Source organism: Sphingobium sp. YR768 (genome assembly GCF_900111125.1).
In the GTDB taxonomy this organism is placed as follows: domain Bacteria; phylum Pseudomonadota; class Alphaproteobacteria; order Sphingomonadales; family Sphingomonadaceae; genus Sphingobium.
The window spans coordinates 138889-155301 of the sequence record NZ_FOGE01000008.1; the positions used below are offsets into that span (position 1 = coordinate 138889).

Annotated in this window: 12 protein-coding genes; 6 read left to right on the plus strand and 6 right to left on the minus strand. The window is 57.1% G+C overall.

Annotation, left to right across the window (positions count from 1 at the left end; all coding sequences use genetic code 11):
- Positions 1-190: 190 nt before the first annotated feature.
- Together BMX92_RS11860 and BMX92_RS26935 are read right to left on the minus strand one after the other, a co-directional pair.
- The gene (locus tag BMX92_RS11860) at positions 191-769 is read right to left on the minus strand and encodes an outer membrane protein (RefSeq protein ID WP_256213401.1); all 579 of its coding nucleotides are present in this window, start codon (positions 767-769) and stop codon (positions 191-193) included.
- Positions 770-1183: 414 nt separating this feature from the next.
- Complete coding sequence (locus BMX92_RS26935; RefSeq protein ID WP_143066776.1) at positions 1184-1402, minus strand: hypothetical protein; 219 nt, start codon at positions 1400-1402, stop codon at positions 1184-1186.
- Positions 1403-1655: 253 nt separating this feature from the next.
- Here BMX92_RS26935 and BMX92_RS11870 point away from each other — a divergent pair, with 253 nt between their 5' ends.
- The 6 genes from BMX92_RS11870 (at position 1656) to BMX92_RS11895 (ending at position 6523) form a co-directional block, all read left to right on the plus strand.
- The gene (locus BMX92_RS11870) at positions 1656-2561 is read left to right on the plus strand and encodes a LysR family transcriptional regulator (protein WP_093016640.1); all 906 of its coding nucleotides are present in this window, start codon (positions 1656-1658) and stop codon (positions 2559-2561) included.
- 132 nt (positions 2562-2693) lie between these two features.
- Positions 2694-3485: a DODA-type extradiol aromatic ring-opening family dioxygenase gene (locus tag BMX92_RS11875; RefSeq protein ID WP_093016642.1), complete on the plus strand. Its 792-nt coding sequence runs from the start codon at positions 2694-2696 to the stop codon at positions 3483-3485.
- Positions 3482-4078 (plus strand): hypothetical protein, encoded by a 597-nt coding sequence (locus BMX92_RS11880; RefSeq protein ID WP_093016644.1) that lies wholly within the window; start codon positions 3482-3484, stop codon positions 4076-4078. Before BMX92_RS11875 ends, BMX92_RS11880 begins: the two co-directional genes overlap by 4 nt.
- 21 nt (positions 4079-4099) lie before the next feature.
- Positions 4100-4501 (plus strand): DoxX family protein, encoded by a 402-nt coding sequence (locus BMX92_RS11885; RefSeq protein ID WP_093016646.1) that lies wholly within the window; start codon positions 4100-4102, stop codon positions 4499-4501.
- A 6-nt stretch (positions 4502-4507) separates the two neighbouring features.
- Entirely contained in the window at positions 4508-5395 is an 888-nt protein-coding gene (locus BMX92_RS11890) for a LysR family transcriptional regulator (protein ID WP_093016648.1), read from the plus strand.
- Positions 5396-5581: 186 nt separating this feature from the next.
- Entirely contained in the window at positions 5582-6523 is a 942-nt protein-coding gene (locus BMX92_RS11895; protein ID WP_177185017.1) for a LysR family transcriptional regulator, read from the plus strand.
- A gap of 68 nt (positions 6524-6591) precedes the next feature.
- Here BMX92_RS11895 and BMX92_RS11900 read toward each other — a convergent pair whose 3' ends face one another.
- From BMX92_RS11900 to BMX92_RS11915, 4 genes are all read right to left on the minus strand, one after another.
- A complete protein-coding gene (locus BMX92_RS11900; RefSeq protein ID WP_093016652.1) occupies positions 6592-9000 on the minus strand; it encodes a membrane-bound PQQ-dependent dehydrogenase, glucose/quinate/shikimate family in 2409 nt (802 codons plus the stop codon).
- Positions 9001-9658: 658 nt separating this feature from the next.
- Positions 9659-12037: a glycoside hydrolase family 95 protein gene (locus BMX92_RS11905; protein WP_093016654.1), complete on the minus strand. Its 2379-nt coding sequence runs from the start codon at positions 12035-12037 to the stop codon at positions 9659-9661.
- Between the two features lie 203 nt (positions 12038-12240).
- Positions 12241-15423, minus strand: a complete 3183-nt coding sequence (locus BMX92_RS11910) for a TonB-dependent receptor (RefSeq protein ID WP_177185018.1) — start codon at positions 15421-15423, stop codon at positions 12241-12243.
- Positions 15424-15628: 205 nt separating this feature from the next.
- Positions 15629-16378 (minus strand): FadR/GntR family transcriptional regulator, encoded by a 750-nt coding sequence (locus BMX92_RS11915; protein ID WP_093016658.1) that lies wholly within the window; start codon positions 16376-16378, stop codon positions 15629-15631.
- Between the last annotated feature and the right edge of the window lie 35 nt (positions 16379-16413).

Below are 16413 nucleotides of genomic sequence, written 5' to 3' on the forward strand. Positions count from 1 at the left end.
CAAGAACCTGCCAGAAACCGCAAACTGCCCGATCCTATCGCGCATCAACTCCGGCGGTTCTGACGAGATCATCGCACCGGGGAAAGCCACCGCAAACCACGCGGTTGAATGCGTCGCGCCTACCGATGCACAATATCAGGACGACCATGTACCACTGGTCGTCCTGATATTGTGTTGCAAGCATTCGACGTCAGAAATGGTAGGCGACACCGACCAGCGCCTGATGGCGATCGAACTTGCCACCGTTGCTCAGATCGCTGTAGCGATACTCCACCCGCGCCGACACCTTGTCGGTCACAAAGCGCTCGACGCCTCCACCAACGCCCCAGCCGTCAAACGTGTCGTGCCCGGATACGGCACCGTTCTGGACCTGTGCCCTCATATTCTCATAGCTTCCCCGAACATAGACGAGCGTTTTATCGCCCACTACATAACCCGCGCGGGCGCCTAGATCGAAGGAATAGTTAGGATCGATCAACGCTCCGCCGACGCGAGAAGCGTCATCGGGAGCGAGGTCGAAACCGGCTTCCACGCCCAGAACGATGTGGGGCGTCACCTGATAGTCATATCCGGCGTACACGCCGCCAACGAAGCTCGCGCGTGACTCGTGCATTTCAAGGCGACCGACATCGGATGTCGTAGCCCCGATGCTGTCCTGATTCCAGCCTGCCTGTGCACCGACATAGGGGCCTTGGAAGCTTTCAGCGTTAGCTGGATTACAAACAAAGGCGGTTCCCAAGGCGACCGCACCGATGATCATGTTCTTCATGTTTTCTCACCCTTTTCCAACTTGTTTCAAGGTGAGTGCGAAATAGATATCACTGTGGAATGAGATAACTGCTCCGATAGGCGCGAGACTGTCTCCAACATGGACACAATCAGGAATATCTTCACGACCCGTGTCATGCCGACGCCTTCTTCAAAGCGCCAAATCGTTTGTTCACGCGGACGGCAGGGTTTCCAGCAGGCGACCAACCATGCTCAATCGCCACACAATAATGTCCGACAGGTTCAAGGCCCTTTCAGAAGCTGGCAAAGCGATGGCCGCCGTGCGAGGGACGATGACTGTCGTTGGCGCTGCCACTAAAGCAAACGCGCTTGCTAGACCGATACAGCCGACTGATCGGAAATATGCCCAGAATCTGCGCGACTCATCGATCGCGCAGATTCGATGAAAGGACGTCTAATGTTTGGAGGTAGAACCCATCGACGAGGATGATTGGGAGAAAAGGCCCCGCATCATTTCCAGATGATCGTCGGAGAAGCCAGCCCTCTCAAACTCATACGCATCACGCTCGGTTATATAACCCATGCAGCGCATCATGACGGCCGTGCGCCTCAGCGTCTCGAGGCGCGGATTTGCGAGTCGGTAGTTTTGTGCTGGGCCGAAGATCATCTCCATGACTCTTTGCCGAGGCCGTTTCACGGCTCTTGCGGAAAAGAGCGGATCGCTCAGAGACAATATCAAAACCCGCTCTTCCTGAGCGGTGAAAAGGCCAGGTTCCGACGCGTCGGTGGAAAACGGCCTTCTAACTGTCTGTTGCATGTTCGCCTCTCGAGACTGATGGTCTCGTTTATCGCGCCGCGCACTTGAGGGTAGAGAGGCTATCTGGCACAGAGCGTTTCCTACATGGCCACAATGGCATCTTGCATTCATGGATTTCTACGATCTTCAAAGCTTTGCACTGGTGGTGCGATACGGTGGCTTTTCTGCGGCTGAACGCGCGACTGGAGAAACCCGCGGGAAACTATCCAAACGCGTCGCAAAGCTGGAGGATGAGCTGGGCACGCGCCTTCTCGAGCGTTCAACGCGAAGCATCAGGATTACCGATGCGGGGCAGCAAATCTATCAACAGTGCGAGATCATCCAGCAGAGCCTCGAGACGACCCGCGCTATCGCAGCCCATACCCGGGACGATGTAAGTGGCACATTGCGGATTGCGTGCCCACCTGGGCTGGCCCGCTATCTGGGTTCCCAGACGTTAGGCTCGTTCCTTGTGCGGCATCCCAACGTGCGCGTGTTCATGGATCTCACCGGTCGGCGTGTCGACATCATCCGTGAAGGATATGACGTCGCCTTCCGCATCGATCTCAAGCCGGAGTCCGATCTGTCATTGACGATGCGTCAGATCGGGCGCAGCCGCAGGATGCTGGTTGCCAGTCCCGCCTATCTCGAACAGGTGGCGCCGATCACGATCGACACCCTCCCCCAGGGCGCGACGCTCACTATAGGGGACCATGTGGATCATGATCGGTGGGACTTGGTAAATGATGCTGGAGAGGCAAGGCGAGTGGTACATCGACCACGCCTGTGCAGCAACGACTCCATGATCATAAGAGAGGCCGCACTGGATGGGCTCGGGGTAGCGCTGCTCCACGAGCAGAATTGCGTGGCAGACGTAGAGGCCGGACGATTGGCGCGGGTGTTACCGAACCTGCATACGGTCGATGGCCTGGTGCATATGGTCTTTGCCACGCGCCAGGGCATGCCTGCCGCACAGCGTGCCTTCATCGATCATTACGCCAATCAGAGCTTCTTTTCAGAAGTCGTCACCAGCTGATCGCCCGATAGCGGCACACGAAGGCGGCAATGGGCATGGTATGCAAAAACGGATAGGTGATGCCCTAAAATAGTGAATATCTCAGCGGTTTGGGATGCGCCATAAGCATGGAAAGCAAATTGCGAGGTTGTCATGCTTCCTTCTCTTTTCGTATCCCATGGGGCACCAACATTCCCCCTCACCGATGCCCCGGCGCGCACCTTCCTTGAAGGCTATGCCGCACTGCTTCCTCAATCACCCAAGGCGATACTCGTCATATCTGCCCATTGGGAGGCAGCAAATCCGACGATCAATACGCCAGCGATCAATTCCACGATCCATGACTTTCACGGTTTCCCGGCCGAACTATATCGTATCCGCTATCCTGCTGCCGGTTCGGTCTGGCTCGCAGATAGGGTCACGGCACTCCTTTCGAGCGATGGAACGAAGGTCGAACGGGACAAGGAGCGCGGCCTCGATCACGGCGCCTGGGTGCCTCTTAGCCTTATGTTCCCAGATGCGAATATCCCGGTGGCCCAGCTTTCGGTCGAATCATCCAAAGATGCCGCTTATCACTACCGTCTGGGTCAGCTTCTCGCTCCATTGCGTGACGAAGATGTGTTGATCGTCGGATCCGGAAGCTTCACGCACGACCTGTCGAGTTTTCGGGAATATTATCACGCTCTCCATGCGCCTGCCCCGCAGTGGGTGGATAACTTCGCTGAATGGATGACAATCGCCCTCGAGCAGGAAAGGGTCGAGGATGTCCTCGACTATCGCGAGCGTGCTCCCTTTGCACGTCGCAACCACCCGACCGAAGAACATCTGCTCCCTCTGTTTGTCGCGATGGGCGCGGCAGGCGGTAAATTCCCAGAACATCTCCATGCCAGCACCACGCATGGCGTGTTGCGCATGGACGCCTTCGCCTTTGGAGAAATCGCATGACCAGACAACTTATCGTCGCTCTGCACGGTGTCGGATCCAACGCCCGTGACATGACCTCGGCCCTAAAACCGCTGACCGCGCAATCAGATGTTATCGCGCTAGATGGCCCCGAACCCTTCCATGCCAATAGCCTGGGTCGGCAGTGGTTCTCGGTTGCCGGGGTTACAGAAGCGAACCGTCCCGGTCGCGTTCAGGCCGCGATCCCGAAACTGCTCGAGATGCTGGATCGGGTCGCCCAGGACCATGGCGTGCGTCGCGACGACCTTGTGCTCACAGGCTTCAGCCAGGGCGCCATCATGACGCTTGCCCTCATCGCTGGCGGTCATTTCCACGGCCGCGCAGTTGCAATCGCAGGGCGGCTGGCCGCCGAAACTGCCGCGCAGACCCAGCCCGCCAATCTGCTGCTGGTCCACGACCGGGACGATCCTGTCATGCCGCCGACCCTTTCCGTCGAGGCCGGCGCCGCACTCAGCCACGCGGGACATCAGGTCCATGGCGCATGGACCACAGGTGTCGGGCACGGCGTCGGCGAAGCGACCACTACCATCATCAATCGCTGGCTCGCAGGGGCCAATCTTCAAAACGCAGCCTGAAATTTACGAAAGGACATCACAATGACCAACACAACCTCCTCCATCACGATTTGGACGCCACGGATTCTCTCGATTTTCCGCGTGGTGACCGCTCTTTTGTTTCTGAGCCATGGCATCGTGAAGCTATTCGGATTCCCTGCTGGCGCGGCCCCTGGCCAGGTTCCCCTGTTCACTCTGTTCGGCCTCGCCGGCGTTCTGGAACTGGCAGGTGGCTTCGCGGTGATGCTGGGCATCTTCACCCGCCCGATTGCCTTTCTACTTTCCGGCCAGATGGCGGTGGCTTATTTCATGGTACACTTGCCGATGGGCTTCTATCCCGTTCTCAACATGGGCGAACTCGCCATCCTCTTCTGCTTCAACTTCCTGTATCTGGCTTTTGCAGGAGCTGGTGCATGGAGCATCGACGCGAAGCGGGGTGCATGAGGCAAAATGCTCGACTGGGATGACATCCACACATTTCTCGCCATAGCGCGACACGGATCGCTATCCGCTGCCGCCCGGGCGCTTAAAGTCAGCCAGTCCACGATGAGCCGCCGGCTCGACCATCTCCATGGTCGGGTCGGCGCTACTCTTTTGGAGCGCACGCCGACCGGCTTCCGTCTCACAGCAGGAGGGTCGGCCATACTCGACCAGGCCATGCAGATGGAGGATGCGGCGCTGGCGTTGGAACGCACCATCGCAGGGGATGATCAAAGGCTAACAGGCATTGTCCGCGTAACTGCTGTTGAAACCTTTGCGGCGCATATCCTCACTGTGGGCATTGCATCGCTCCACCAGACCCATCCTGGCATCTCCATCGAGCTCATCACCGATAATCGGTCGCTTAGTCTGGCCCGGCGCGAGGCAGACATCGCCGTGCGGCTCGGACGTTTCGACGCGCATGAAACCATCGTCCGCAAGATCGGCGACATGGCCTTTGGCGTCTATGCGTCCGGTGCGTATCTCGATCGGTTCGGCGCGCCCGATCGCTCGACGACCGGCGAAGGTCACAGAATCGTGAGGGTTCAAGATGATCTTGTCGACACGCCGGATGCGCGATGGTTCTCGGCGCGTTTCCCAAAGGCCGAAGTCGCCCTTTTCGCCAACAGCCGAGAGGTTCAGATGCGAGCGGTAGCTCGAGGCGTCGGGCTGGGCTTCCTGCCATGCTACGCGGCCGATACGGTCGATGCTCTCGTTCGCGTTCCGACCGCCGAAACCTTGATGCGTGAGATTTGGATGGGGGTTCATCAAGACACCCGGCACGCCCCACGAATCCAGGCCGTGCAAATGGCAATTATCGAAGCTGTGACGCAGGAAACAGGCCGATTACGACCATAATAGCCCGCCCAGTGGCAAGAAAGGGAGACAGACCATTGGCCATCTGCGCGAACGGAGACAGTTGACCATATGCCATCGAATGAGACGATATGCGCTGGCAACCGGACGAAGATAAATTAACGATAGGGAGATGTCTCGACCCAAGATATGCGGCCTATCGAGCATGGACTCTGCGGGGGGAACGGGATGATCGAACTAAAGCAGTTGCGTAAGTTCCTCGTCGTTGCCGAGCAGGGAAATTTCACGCGCGCAGCCGAACAGCTCAACATCGCTCAGCCGGCCCTGAGTCGACAAATCGCGCGGCTTGAAGAGCAGTTGGGTGTTGATTTGATCGACCGCCAATCTCGACCATTTCAACTGACAAGAGCAGGTCGGCAACTCCAGAAGGAAGCGGCAGCATTACTGGAACAGGCAGGAAAGATGGAGAGGGCCGTTCGCCAGATCGGGTCACGCGCAACGCGGATACTGAACGTCGCGTTCTCCCCCACGATCGTCTACGGGGGGCTACCAGCTGTAATGTCGCGTTTGGAAGAACAGCTCAGAGATATCGATGTGCGCTGGTCTGAGCTCAAATCAACTGAATTGGCAGAAAGCCTTCGCAAGGGCTCAATAGACATCGGCTTCAGCAGGCACCGTGATAGCGACGAAAAGATCGTGCATGTCCGCCTTCGTGATGAAAGGCTTTTCGCGGCATTTTCCCGCCGTCATCCGCTCGCTATGGACGATACAACCGTACGCATAAGTGACCTCGATGGCTTCGATCTGATTATCTATCCCTCGAATCCCAAGATGAAGGGCGGATTTGGCGACCAGACGGTGGCATGGTTCGCGCAGTTCGGCAGTATTAATCGGGAGATCCGCGAGGTCAACGAGATCGATACCGCCCTCGCCCTTGCTGCCGCTGGCATGGGCGTATGCCTGATCCCGGCTACCGCGCGACATTTAAGGTCCGACATCGAGTATCGGCTCGTCGACCAAGAAGATGTGCATTTGCCCGTTTATCTGTGCCACCGGTTGCAGGAGGACGAGGCGCTTGTGTCCTCGATCAAAGGCGTCATCCGCGATTTCATGGCCACAGATGCTGCAGCCTCACTCGATCCCCAATATCAGCATTTTTACGATTTTTAGCGGATATTCTGCATGAGTAGGCGGTCAGCGCCGTCGCTTGCGACGGCGCTGACCGCTCTCAGAGCATCTTACCGCTTCAACGCATAGGCGACAAGATAGTCCGCCGTCGGCGTGCCCATCACATGATGGCCGCCGGCCATCATCAGCACATATTGGCGTCCCTTATGCTCGTATGTCATAGGGGTTGCCTGACCGCCAGCGGGCAGCACGGTCGACCAAACGACCTTGCCGGTCCGGATGTCGATCGCGCGTAGCAGGTTGTCCATGGCTGCGGCGATGAACACCAGGCCGCTTCCGGTCATCATCGGGCCGCCGTTGTTGGGCGTTCCGATTTCGATCGGCAGGCCCGTGGGGATGTTGAAGGGGCCGTTCGCACGGGCGGTGCCGAGCGGACGCTCCCACAACGTCTTGCGGGTATGCATGTCGATCGCCATCACCTTGCCATAGGGTGGCTCATTGCAGAGCATGTTGGTCAGCTTCACCATCAGGATCGACGTTTCGATCGCATAGGGCGTGTCTGCCTGCGGCCCGTTGCCTTCGACCGGTGTGCCACCCGGCTTGTAGGCCGGGTCATCCATCGAACGCAGGCCCATCTTGTCTGCTTCGGCACGCGGGATCAGGCGTTCGCGAACAGGCAGGTTGCTGTAGTTGGCAACCAGGATGCCGCGATGCGGATCGTAGGACGTGCTGCCCCAGTCATTGCCGCCGTTGAAGCCGGGATAGACGATCCAGTGGTCGCCCACGCCCGGAGGCGTGAATTCGCCAAGGTAACGGCTGTCGCGGAACTTGATGCGGCAATAGAGCTGATCCAGCGGGGTCATGCCCCACATTTTCGCTTCGGTCAGCTTGGGTCCGCTCATTTCGGGCATGCCGATGGACCATGGCTGCGTCGGCGCACGCGGATCCCCCGGAACATTGCCGGCCGGTGCAGGGCGTTCGACCACAGGGGTCAGCGGCTTGCCGTTGCGACGGTCGAGGATGAAGGTCTGTCCACGCTTGGTGGGGACGATCATCGCCGGGGTGGCCCGGCCCTTCGCATCGGGATAGTCCAGCAGGGTGACCTGCGAACCCATGTCATAGTCCCAGGCATCCTTATGGACGGTCTGGAATATCCAGCGCTTTTCGCCGGTCTTGACATCAAGCGCCACGACGGAAGTGCTGACGGCATTTTCCTGCGGGGTGCGCATGGCGCTGTAATAATCGACGGTCGAATTGCCCGTCGGCACATAGACAAGGCCAAGCTTGGGATCACCGGTCATGGTGGTCCAGGAATTCGGCGTTCCCTTGCTGTAGGTTTCGCCCGGCCCGGGCAGGCCGCGCTTCCCCGGGCGGTTGACGTCCCACGCCCAGAGGAAGGCGCCGGTTTCGGCGTCATAACCGCGGATCACGCCCGAGGGCGACCAACGGCGCTGACCGTCCATGACCTGCTGGTTGACGACGATCACACCGTTGACCACAGGAGGCGGAGCGGTGACGGCGGCCATGCCGGGAATGACCTTGCCCATGCCGGTCCACAGGTCGACTTTGCCATCTTCGCCGAAGCCCGGGCAGGGCTTGCCGGTTTCGGCATCGACCGTAATGAGCTTCATGTTAAGCGTGCCTTCGAGGATGCGCGAATGGCAGCCCTGACCGACCGGTATCTTTGCCGATTCATAATAGGTCACGCCACGGCAAGCCGCGGTGTAGGGAATATCCTTTTCCGTGACGTTGGACTTGTAATGCCACACTTCCTTGCCGGTGGCCGGGTCGACGCGCATCATGTCGTTGGTGGCCGAACACAGGTAAATGCCGTCGCCGACCTTGATCGGCGTGGTTTCCGGCGCCCAGCGATTGTTTTTCAGATCGGCAGGCATCGAACCGGTGCGGAATGTCCAGGCCGTTTCGAGGTTGCTGATGTTGGCGGGCGTGATCTGCGCCAGCGGGCTGTAGCGGTTGGCATTGCCGTCGCCGCCATAGTTTTTCCAGTCGGCGGCGATGGAATTTGATGCCGTCGACATGCCGGGGATCGGCTCATCGGGGATAGGACCGGTGGGCGCCACATAGCCGTGCGGCTGGAACGCCAGTGCTACGCCAACCAGCAATATCGCGGCAATGAGGCCCGAAAAACACATCGCGAATTTACGGGTCGGCCCGCGATCCAGCGTAGGAAGGATAAGCGTCACGATAAACGCAATGAGGGTCAGCAGCCCCATACGAGGCACCCAGCCCCAATAGTTTGCGCCAGTCTCCCACATGGTCCAAAGCAACGTGGCAATCAGAACGCCAGCAAAGCCGAGGGCTCCCGAGATTTTGCGGCGCCACAATTGTACGGCGGAGAACAGCAGTGCGATGCCTGCAAGCAGATAGTAGCTGGAGCCCGATACGGTCAGCAGGATGATGCCGCCGATCATGAACCAGAGTGAAAGCAGACCAATGAACGCCGCGAGCGGGCGTAAAAGCCATCCAAGCCCAGGCCTGGGGATCGTTGAAGATGCCATGACGATGATTTTCCGATTTATCGTTATAAAGCGCTGATGATCTGCCGAAGACTGGGCGTTGACCGTTGAAGTCCGATCGGGCGCCAATGGAGCAGTTGGCATGCTCTGGAGGTCACCCAAGCCGCTGGAAGGTCATCAATCTTTCCAGTTTCACTGCCGGGACATTTTGTCCAAGACCAAAGCCTGCATGGCACTATGCCTATTTTGTTATGGTCGATCATGTTGCGCGCAACTCGCACTAAACCCGGCAATCATTCATAGGCACGCAAAGGCAACGTGCGCGGCAACAGGCTCGCAGGGCGGATATGTCACCCTGCGAGGCTGTGGGCTAAATCAAAGATTCACAAGCTGCTGGAGCCGTCAGCCGCTTCAGCTGTTACAGCATCAAGCCGCCTAGTTGCTCCTCTTCGATAGTAAGTCTGGGTCAAGAGTCAGCCTGTCGGCATATCTCCTCTAACGTCGTTCCATTCTCCGCTGCTTGAAAATGAACGCTATCTGGGGCTAGCAGAGCCTCGACATGCTCATCGGCGAACTCCCTTGTCCCGCATATGCCAAAAGCAACGGGGAGTTTCTCACCGAATTCGAACGGTTTTCGGCGAGCGGTTTCCCCAGCGTCCCCTTGACTGTACCAGCACGCCTAGAGAAATAATGACGTGAACTATACTCGGTTCAACTCTGGGCCAGCGAGCCGGACAGTATTTCCCTGGTGAAGCCGAATAGTGCGGCGTATAGCGCCGCAACGGATTTCCCGGATGCATCCAGTTGCAGACGCAATAACCACCTCCACGACCTGTTTATGCTTCCAGATAATATCGACAGTGCAGCCTCCTCTTGCCCTGATTCCCCGGATCGAGCCAGAGGGCCAAGCTGACGGCAGGGCTGGCAGAAGATGAATGGTCATGCCGGTGCTTTGCATCAGCATCTCACAGATACCTGACGTTCCACCGAAATTTCCATCAATTTGGAACGGCGGATGGGCATCGAACATATTGGGATAGGTGCGCTCCGATCCCAGCAGATAGGAAAGTATCTGATGCGCATGGTCGCCCTCGCGCAGCCTTGCAGCCAGATTGATCCTCCACGCAGTCGCCCATCCAGTAGCTTTGTCACCGCGTATTTCGAGCGTCCGTTTGGCAGCGGCTGCCAGTTTCGGCGTGTCATCAAGATTGATTTGATTGTCGGGAAACAAGCCAAAAAGATGCGAGACATGGCGATGATGCAGATCCTGCGCATCCTTGTCCCAATCGTCTTTCCATTCCATCAACTGACCTTGCGAACCAACCCTATTTGGCGCCAGTTTCATCCTCATCGTATCAAGTTCTGCGATGAATGCCGGATCCTTACCCAAAATCTTGGCAGTCTTTGCCGTGCGGGTGAAGAGCGCTCTGAGAATCTGCATATCCATGGTGGGACCAGCACAAAGCGAGCCGGCTCCATGTCCATGATTGTTTTCAGGGGAGAGGGACGGGTTTGTCACCATCCAGCCAGTTGCTGGATCTTCGACGAGCGTGTCGAGGAAAAACTCGCAAGCACCCTTCAAGATTGGATACACGCTGCCAAGATACCGGGCATCGCGCCCATAGTCGTAGCGATCCCAGATATGCAAACATAGCCACGCTCCCCCCATCGGCCAAAGCCCATATTGCGGGCCGTCAATAGGCGCCGTGGCCCGCCAGAGATCTGTGTTGTGATGACATACCCAACCGCGCGCACCGTACATTTGTTTAGCTGTAACCGCGCCGGTTTCCGCCAGATCGCGAACCAATGCGATAAGTGGTTCGACCATTTCGGGCATCGCCGTCGGCTCGGCTGGCCAGTAGTTCATCTGGGTGTTGATATTCACCGTATATTTCGAACCCCAAGGTGGATCGATGCTATCGTTCCAGATACCCTGTAGATTGGCGGGCTGCGAGCCCGGACGGGATGAAGTAATAAGCAGATAGCGCCCGTAGCGAAAATATAGCGCTGCCAAGGCAGGGTCCAGCGCGATTTGCGATCCTTCTATTCGTTCGCTCGTTGGCTTATCCGGTCCGCCTGCCTGACCAAGATCGATCGAAACACGGCGGTATATAGCGCGATGATCCACCGCAGTACGTTCAGCTATCGCTTGAAACGACTTGCCGCTGGCCTTCGTGATTTGACTCTGGGTGATCGCCGCAGGATCTGCGCTGACGTCGTCGTAGCTCTTATAGCTCGTTGCCATGGCTATAATGATCGTCACTTCATCCGCCGCCGTCGCCGATAGCTTCCCTTCACGCGCGACTATATCGCCGCCCGTCGCAATCATTTTAACACGACATTGGAATTTAAGAGACGCTGCGACGCCATACCGCGCATCGTTCGTTCCAGATAATAGAAATTGGCCGTCTGGAAGTAGCTGTGCGGACCAGTTTTTCTGCCGTGACGTTGCATGAAGGTCGACCGATATCGAACCTGGCTCGCTTGCTGAGAGCCGGATCGCAATAATCTGATCCGCTGGAGAGGTTACGACCTCACGTAGGAAATCCACTGTCCCGACGCGGAAACGAGTTGTATGTAGCGCCGCGTCGATGTCGAGCGTCCTGCGATAATTTTCGATGTCGATCTTGTCCAACCCTGGGAAGGTCAGCCACAGGTCGCCAAACGACTGGTACGGCATCTGCCGTAGTGGCGTAGCCATCACCTTTTCCGCTGAAAGCGCCTGAGCCTCGTCGTAACGCCCCTGAAAAATAAGATCACGGACTTGTGCGAGTGCGGACGATGCTTGTGGATTTACCGGATCATATGGGCCACCTGCCCATAATGTATCTTCATTTAGCTGCAATCGCTCTTCCGCGACGCCGCCAAATATCATTGCGCCGATGCGCCCGTTGCCTACTGGGAGCGCCTCAGTCCATTTCCGAGCCGGATCGCGATACCATAGGCAATGTTCGCTCTCAGCCCGCAGCGCAGCTTGGCCTTCGCCCTCAGTCAAAGGCAGCATCGTAGAGGCCGCGACAGCAGCGCTGCCCGCGATAAAATCTCGACGGTTCAGGGCTAATTCTTCCTTACCCTTCATGTGCTACTCCGTCATGAGGATTGGGCCAAGCCACGAAAACTGTGGATCACCAAGCAACGGTCAAAACGTTGAGGACTGCTACCAAAAAATATCCCGACGTCATTAGTCAGCCCGATATCGTTGGCAGGGAACTGCCCAGAGACCTGACCGGATGCAGAAAAAGAGGAGGCGGCATCACGCAATCCCGCCTCCCAGGGGAGAGCTCACCAGCTGGCGCGAAGGCCGACTACGAAATTTCTGCCCGCATATTGACCATTGTAGGGGCGTGCCTCCTGCTTGTCGAAGCGTGTCAGATTGACCTGCTTCAGGAGGTTCTGCGCCTGGATCGTAAAGACGAACCGTTGATAGAAGGGCAGCGGGAAAGAAAGCTGCGCATCCAAATAGTCTGTTGCGACTGTGTAGAGATCGCCCGCCACGTTGTCACAAGGGCAAACTCGGTTTAGATTTTCGTCGCGGTGGACATAGGACAGCCGCAGCTGGAAAGCCTTGCTTTCATAATAGGCTGTCGCATTATAGGTCCATGGCGCGAGGCCGGCAAGCAGAGCATTGGGGTTGAGCGTTGCGGGTACATTGCCCTTTAGCGACTGCTTGATGTGCGTGACGTTCACGTTGAACCCGGTTCCCTTGATCAGGAAATCGGTCGGCTGCATCCATTGGAACTCCTGGCCCGACAGTTTGATGACCAGGTCGGTGTTCAGGCGTTGCGCCACCTGGATCACATAATTGTCGGGGCCACCCCCCGCATTGATCGCCGCGCGCTGGCGATCCGTCAGTGCCGAGAAATTGATGCCCAGATCGCGGAACGCCCGCTGGGTATTCAGCACGAAGGGATAATTATGGATATTCTTCCACCAGGCGTTGAAAGTGAGCACCGTGCGTGACTTTGGATACCATTCCAAGCCGATATCGAAATTATCCGCATAGAACGGCTGAAGCTTGGGATTCCCGGATGTGAACGTCGTCGCATCCAGGTCCAGGCTGAAATTCGGCTGGAGATCAGCCGGATTGACGCCGGTCACCGTACGAGCAGCAGCGCCGCGCAACACAAGATTGCGATCCAGCATGTAGGCGAAGTTAGCGCTCGGCAACCAGTTGTCATATTTGTTGGAAAAACTTCTGATCGTAACCCCGGTACCACCGACGAGGATGATGTCGTTGACACGGCCGTTTGCGCTCTGGAACGTGCTGGCATAGCGCATGCCCGCATTGAAGCGCAGCTCCCGACCAAATATCTCCTTTTTGCCGTCGACCATCAGATATCCCGAATTGGTATCTTCGAGCAGATCGCGCCGTGCGTAGGAACTCAGATAATTGGTGGGGTCGGTACCTGGATTGATGCCCTCCTGAAAATAGTCGAGGTTTACGGTGTTCGCTATCTTGTCGAAGTCCGGGACGAGCCAACCATTGTTGAACCCGGCGTCGAACGGCGCATTCTTGAACAGGGACATGGACGGCAATGGGACCATGTAATTTGCCAGCTGAGCATCGGGTATCGCCTGCAGCAGAGACTGTTCGGTCGATGTGAAGGTCGTGCCGCACTGCCCGCGCAGAAAACATCCTGCTGTGAGGCCACCGCCATAAGCCGTGATGCGGCGATCGAAGCGGTTCTTCATGAAGCCGACGGAAAACTGGATATTCGATATGTCGCCGCCGACCAAATCGAAACGGAAAGCCTTCTGCTCGAGCTTTTGCCGCGAAACACTGATCGACGCGCTGTTCCACGCATATTTGTTGAACGTCGCCAGATCCAAATTGCTGGTGATAGAAGGCGTAAGATCGCCAGGAACATAGCTGTATGTAGCATACTGACCAGTCGCCACGGGTGTCAGATCGGTTGTTCCCAAATTCTGCTGTGGAATGCCGGCCGGACTGAACGTCAATGGTATGCGGCCGGGGGCGGACTGCATCGTATATTGCACCGCCTCGTTCAACAGGCGACCGCTGTTCATCATGCCCGACATCGAAAATTTCAGATTCGGCTGAATGTCCCAGTCCATCCCTGCCGACCTGTAGAACAAGCTCGATGGTGTGTTGCCACCATCCGACTGGTTCAGGAAATAGGTGTTGGCAAATGTTCCGGATGTCAGAACCTTGTCTTCGTTCAGCTCAAAATCCACAGGGATTTGATTGTTGTAACTACGCACCACCATCATCAACTGGTGCTGACGAAACTTGTTCTTTACGTCGCTGAACATGGTGTCGACATGGAAACGCAGGTCGGGGATGGGTCGATATTCGAAATTGAACGAACCCCCAAGGCGGCTACGCTTGCCAACCGTCTGTTCGGCTCGCATCAGTCGTGGAACGAGCGCATAGCTCAGATCCTGACAACTCAAGCCGGAGGTCCCGCCAGCCGCATTGTTGAGACACATTGTGAGACGCTGACCAGCTGCCGGCAATCCGAGCTCGGAAGGGATATTGCCTGGGACCGTCGTGAGCGTCGCCCCCGCACCGCCACCATAGCCGCCAGTCAGAAGGTTGTTCGAATTGCATCCCGTGTTAGGGTTTGCAGTGGTCGGTCGGGGGCATACCTGCGAAACATTGAGCGAAGTCCAGCCGATCGTGTCGAAGCTTTCGCTGCGATAGTCCCTCCTTGCATAGGCCAGCGCACCCAGGATGCCAAACTCCCCTATCCCGGTATCAAACCTGTCGCTCACGATCAGCGCAGCGCGCGGAGTGGTGGAGCCATTGGCATCCTGATACTGCCCCTGGGCCTGAAGGCTGATCTTGAAGCCTTTGCTGTCGAAGGCGCGCAACGGCTGGAGATCGACGACGCCTGCAGTGCCCCCTTCCACCATGTTCGCAGTCGGAGATTTGCTCAACGTCAAGCGGCGGAACAGCTCGTTGGGTAGCACATCCAATCCGGACCCACGACCTTCGTTGCCAGAATAAGCGGTCGTCGTGGTCGCAAAGCCATTGATGGTCGTTACCGTGAAGCCCGCGCTCAAACCGCGCACGTTGATGGTTGTTCCCTCACCGGAACGATCGCGATCGATTTGCACCCCTGGCAATCGCTGTAACGATTCCGCCAAGTTCAGGTCCGGGAATTTGCCGACATCCTCAGCATAGATGGAGTCGACAAAATTCGTCGCATTTTTCTTCGTGTTTGCCGAATCCTGCAATGATTGCCGGTAGCCGGTCACGATGATGTCGGCCGCCTGCGGATCAAGCGGCAAAACAACCGGGGCTTCCGACGAGACGCGATCCGGCGTCGTTTTGGGGGCCGGAGGAGCAGGACGGACAGGCGGAGACTTTGACGGCCCTGCATTGGGCGCTGCTGACGTTGATTGCGCTTCCACTGGTTGACCAGCAATTAAAGCGGCAGCAAGTCCTGTGCTTGACATGAAATGGATGAGACGCGTTTTTGCCAGCATCTTCGGCTTCATTTTACCCCTCCTTTTTGTCATTCGCAAACCTCGCGATTGCAGCCCCTTGAGCCCGCAACCCACGCAATATCCGCAGCACTCCGATTATTTCGGTAGCGCTACCATTTTGAGACCCGCATTAAGCTGTCTTTCAACCTATGAGATATTGGTAATAATTGGTCAAACAGATTGCAACAAAAATATCTGACCCCTTGGCAGCGACGCTTCAACCAACGGAAACAAACTTCCGCCTCTGCGCCGCAACACGCTTTTTGGCGAGCTCGACTTCGTGGACCTCCGTCGCAACAAGGATGGAGTCGAGCACACGACCAAGATGCTGGTGCATGGCATCGCGAGCCATGGCCGGGTTCCTCGACAGCAGTGCCTGAACAATCGCGGCATGCTCATCTACTATGGGCACGACGCCAGCCGCGTGAGCCTTATCGGCCATCAACCGATACTCAGGCGAACGCTCCCGTGCATCCCAGAGCGCTTCCACGGCGTTGACCAAAGCGCTATTCTGTGTCGCCTCGGCGATCAGAATGTGAAAACGACGGTCAGCCTCTTCTGAACGCATGAGATTTCCATCGCCACTATGGTCGATTTGAATCAGTAATCGCTGAAGCTCTTCAATCTGCTCCTTAGTGATCCGGGCGGCAGCTATCGCGCAAACCTCACCTTCGATGAGGCGACGCGCTTCAAGAATTTCAAAGGGCCCCATGTCGGCGCCTTCAGACTCCTGTGTGCCAGCGTTTGCGAGAACATATACGCCCGAGCCGACACGCACCTCGACAAAGCCACCTATCTCAAGTGCGAAGAGAGCCTCGCGGATCGTGGGCCTGGAAACCTCATATTCTACAGCGAGAACCCGCTCCGCAGGCATGCGTTGGCCGACCGCGAATTCGCCTTTGCAAATTCTTGCCTTCAACGCTTCGGCCACGCGCGCATACAGACGATTGGGAGCACCGGAATCCATGGATATCGATTACCGCCATGGCCAACAGTGTCAAT

Excerpts from the sequence above, each read along its gene's own strand:
- BMX92_RS11875 (WP_093016642.1), top strand. The coding sequence starts at position 2,694 with ATGCTTCCTTCTCTTTTCGTATCCCATGGGGCACCAACATTCCCCCTC.
- BMX92_RS11870 (WP_093016640.1), top strand. The coding sequence starts at position 1,656 with ATGGATTTCTACGATCTTCAAAGCTTTGCACTGGTGGTGCGATACGGT.
- BMX92_RS11890 (WP_093016648.1), top strand. The coding sequence starts at position 4,508 with ATGCTCGACTGGGATGACATCCACACATTTCTCGCCATAGCGCGACAC.
- BMX92_RS26935 (WP_143066776.1), bottom strand. The coding sequence starts at position 1,402 with ATGGAGATGATCTTCGGCCCAGCACAAAACTACCGACTCGCAAATCCG.
- BMX92_RS11900 (WP_093016652.1), bottom strand. The coding sequence starts at position 9,000 with ATGGCATCTTCAACGATCCCCAGGCCTGGGCTTGGATGGCTTTTACGC.
- BMX92_RS11860 (WP_256213401.1), bottom strand. The coding sequence starts at position 769 with ATGAAGAACATGATCATCGGTGCGGTCGCCTTGGGAACCGCCTTTGTT.
- BMX92_RS11915 (WP_093016658.1), bottom strand. The coding sequence starts at position 16,378 with ATGGATTCCGGTGCTCCCAATCGTCTGTATGCGCGCGTGGCCGAAGCG.
- BMX92_RS11910 (WP_177185018.1), bottom strand. The coding sequence starts at position 15,423 with ATGAAGCCGAAGATGCTGGCAAAAACGCGTCTCATCCATTTCATGTCA.
- BMX92_RS11905 (WP_093016654.1), bottom strand. The coding sequence starts at position 12,037 with ATGAAGGGTAAGGAAGAATTAGCCCTGAACCGTCGAGATTTTATCGCG.
- BMX92_RS11880 (WP_093016644.1), top strand. The coding sequence starts at position 3,482 with ATGACCAGACAACTTATCGTCGCTCTGCACGGTGTCGGATCCAACGCC.
- BMX92_RS11885 (WP_093016646.1), top strand. The coding sequence starts at position 4,100 with ATGACCAACACAACCTCCTCCATCACGATTTGGACGCCACGGATTCTC.
- BMX92_RS11895 (WP_177185017.1), top strand. The coding sequence starts at position 5,582 with ATGATCGAACTAAAGCAGTTGCGTAAGTTCCTCGTCGTTGCCGAGCAG.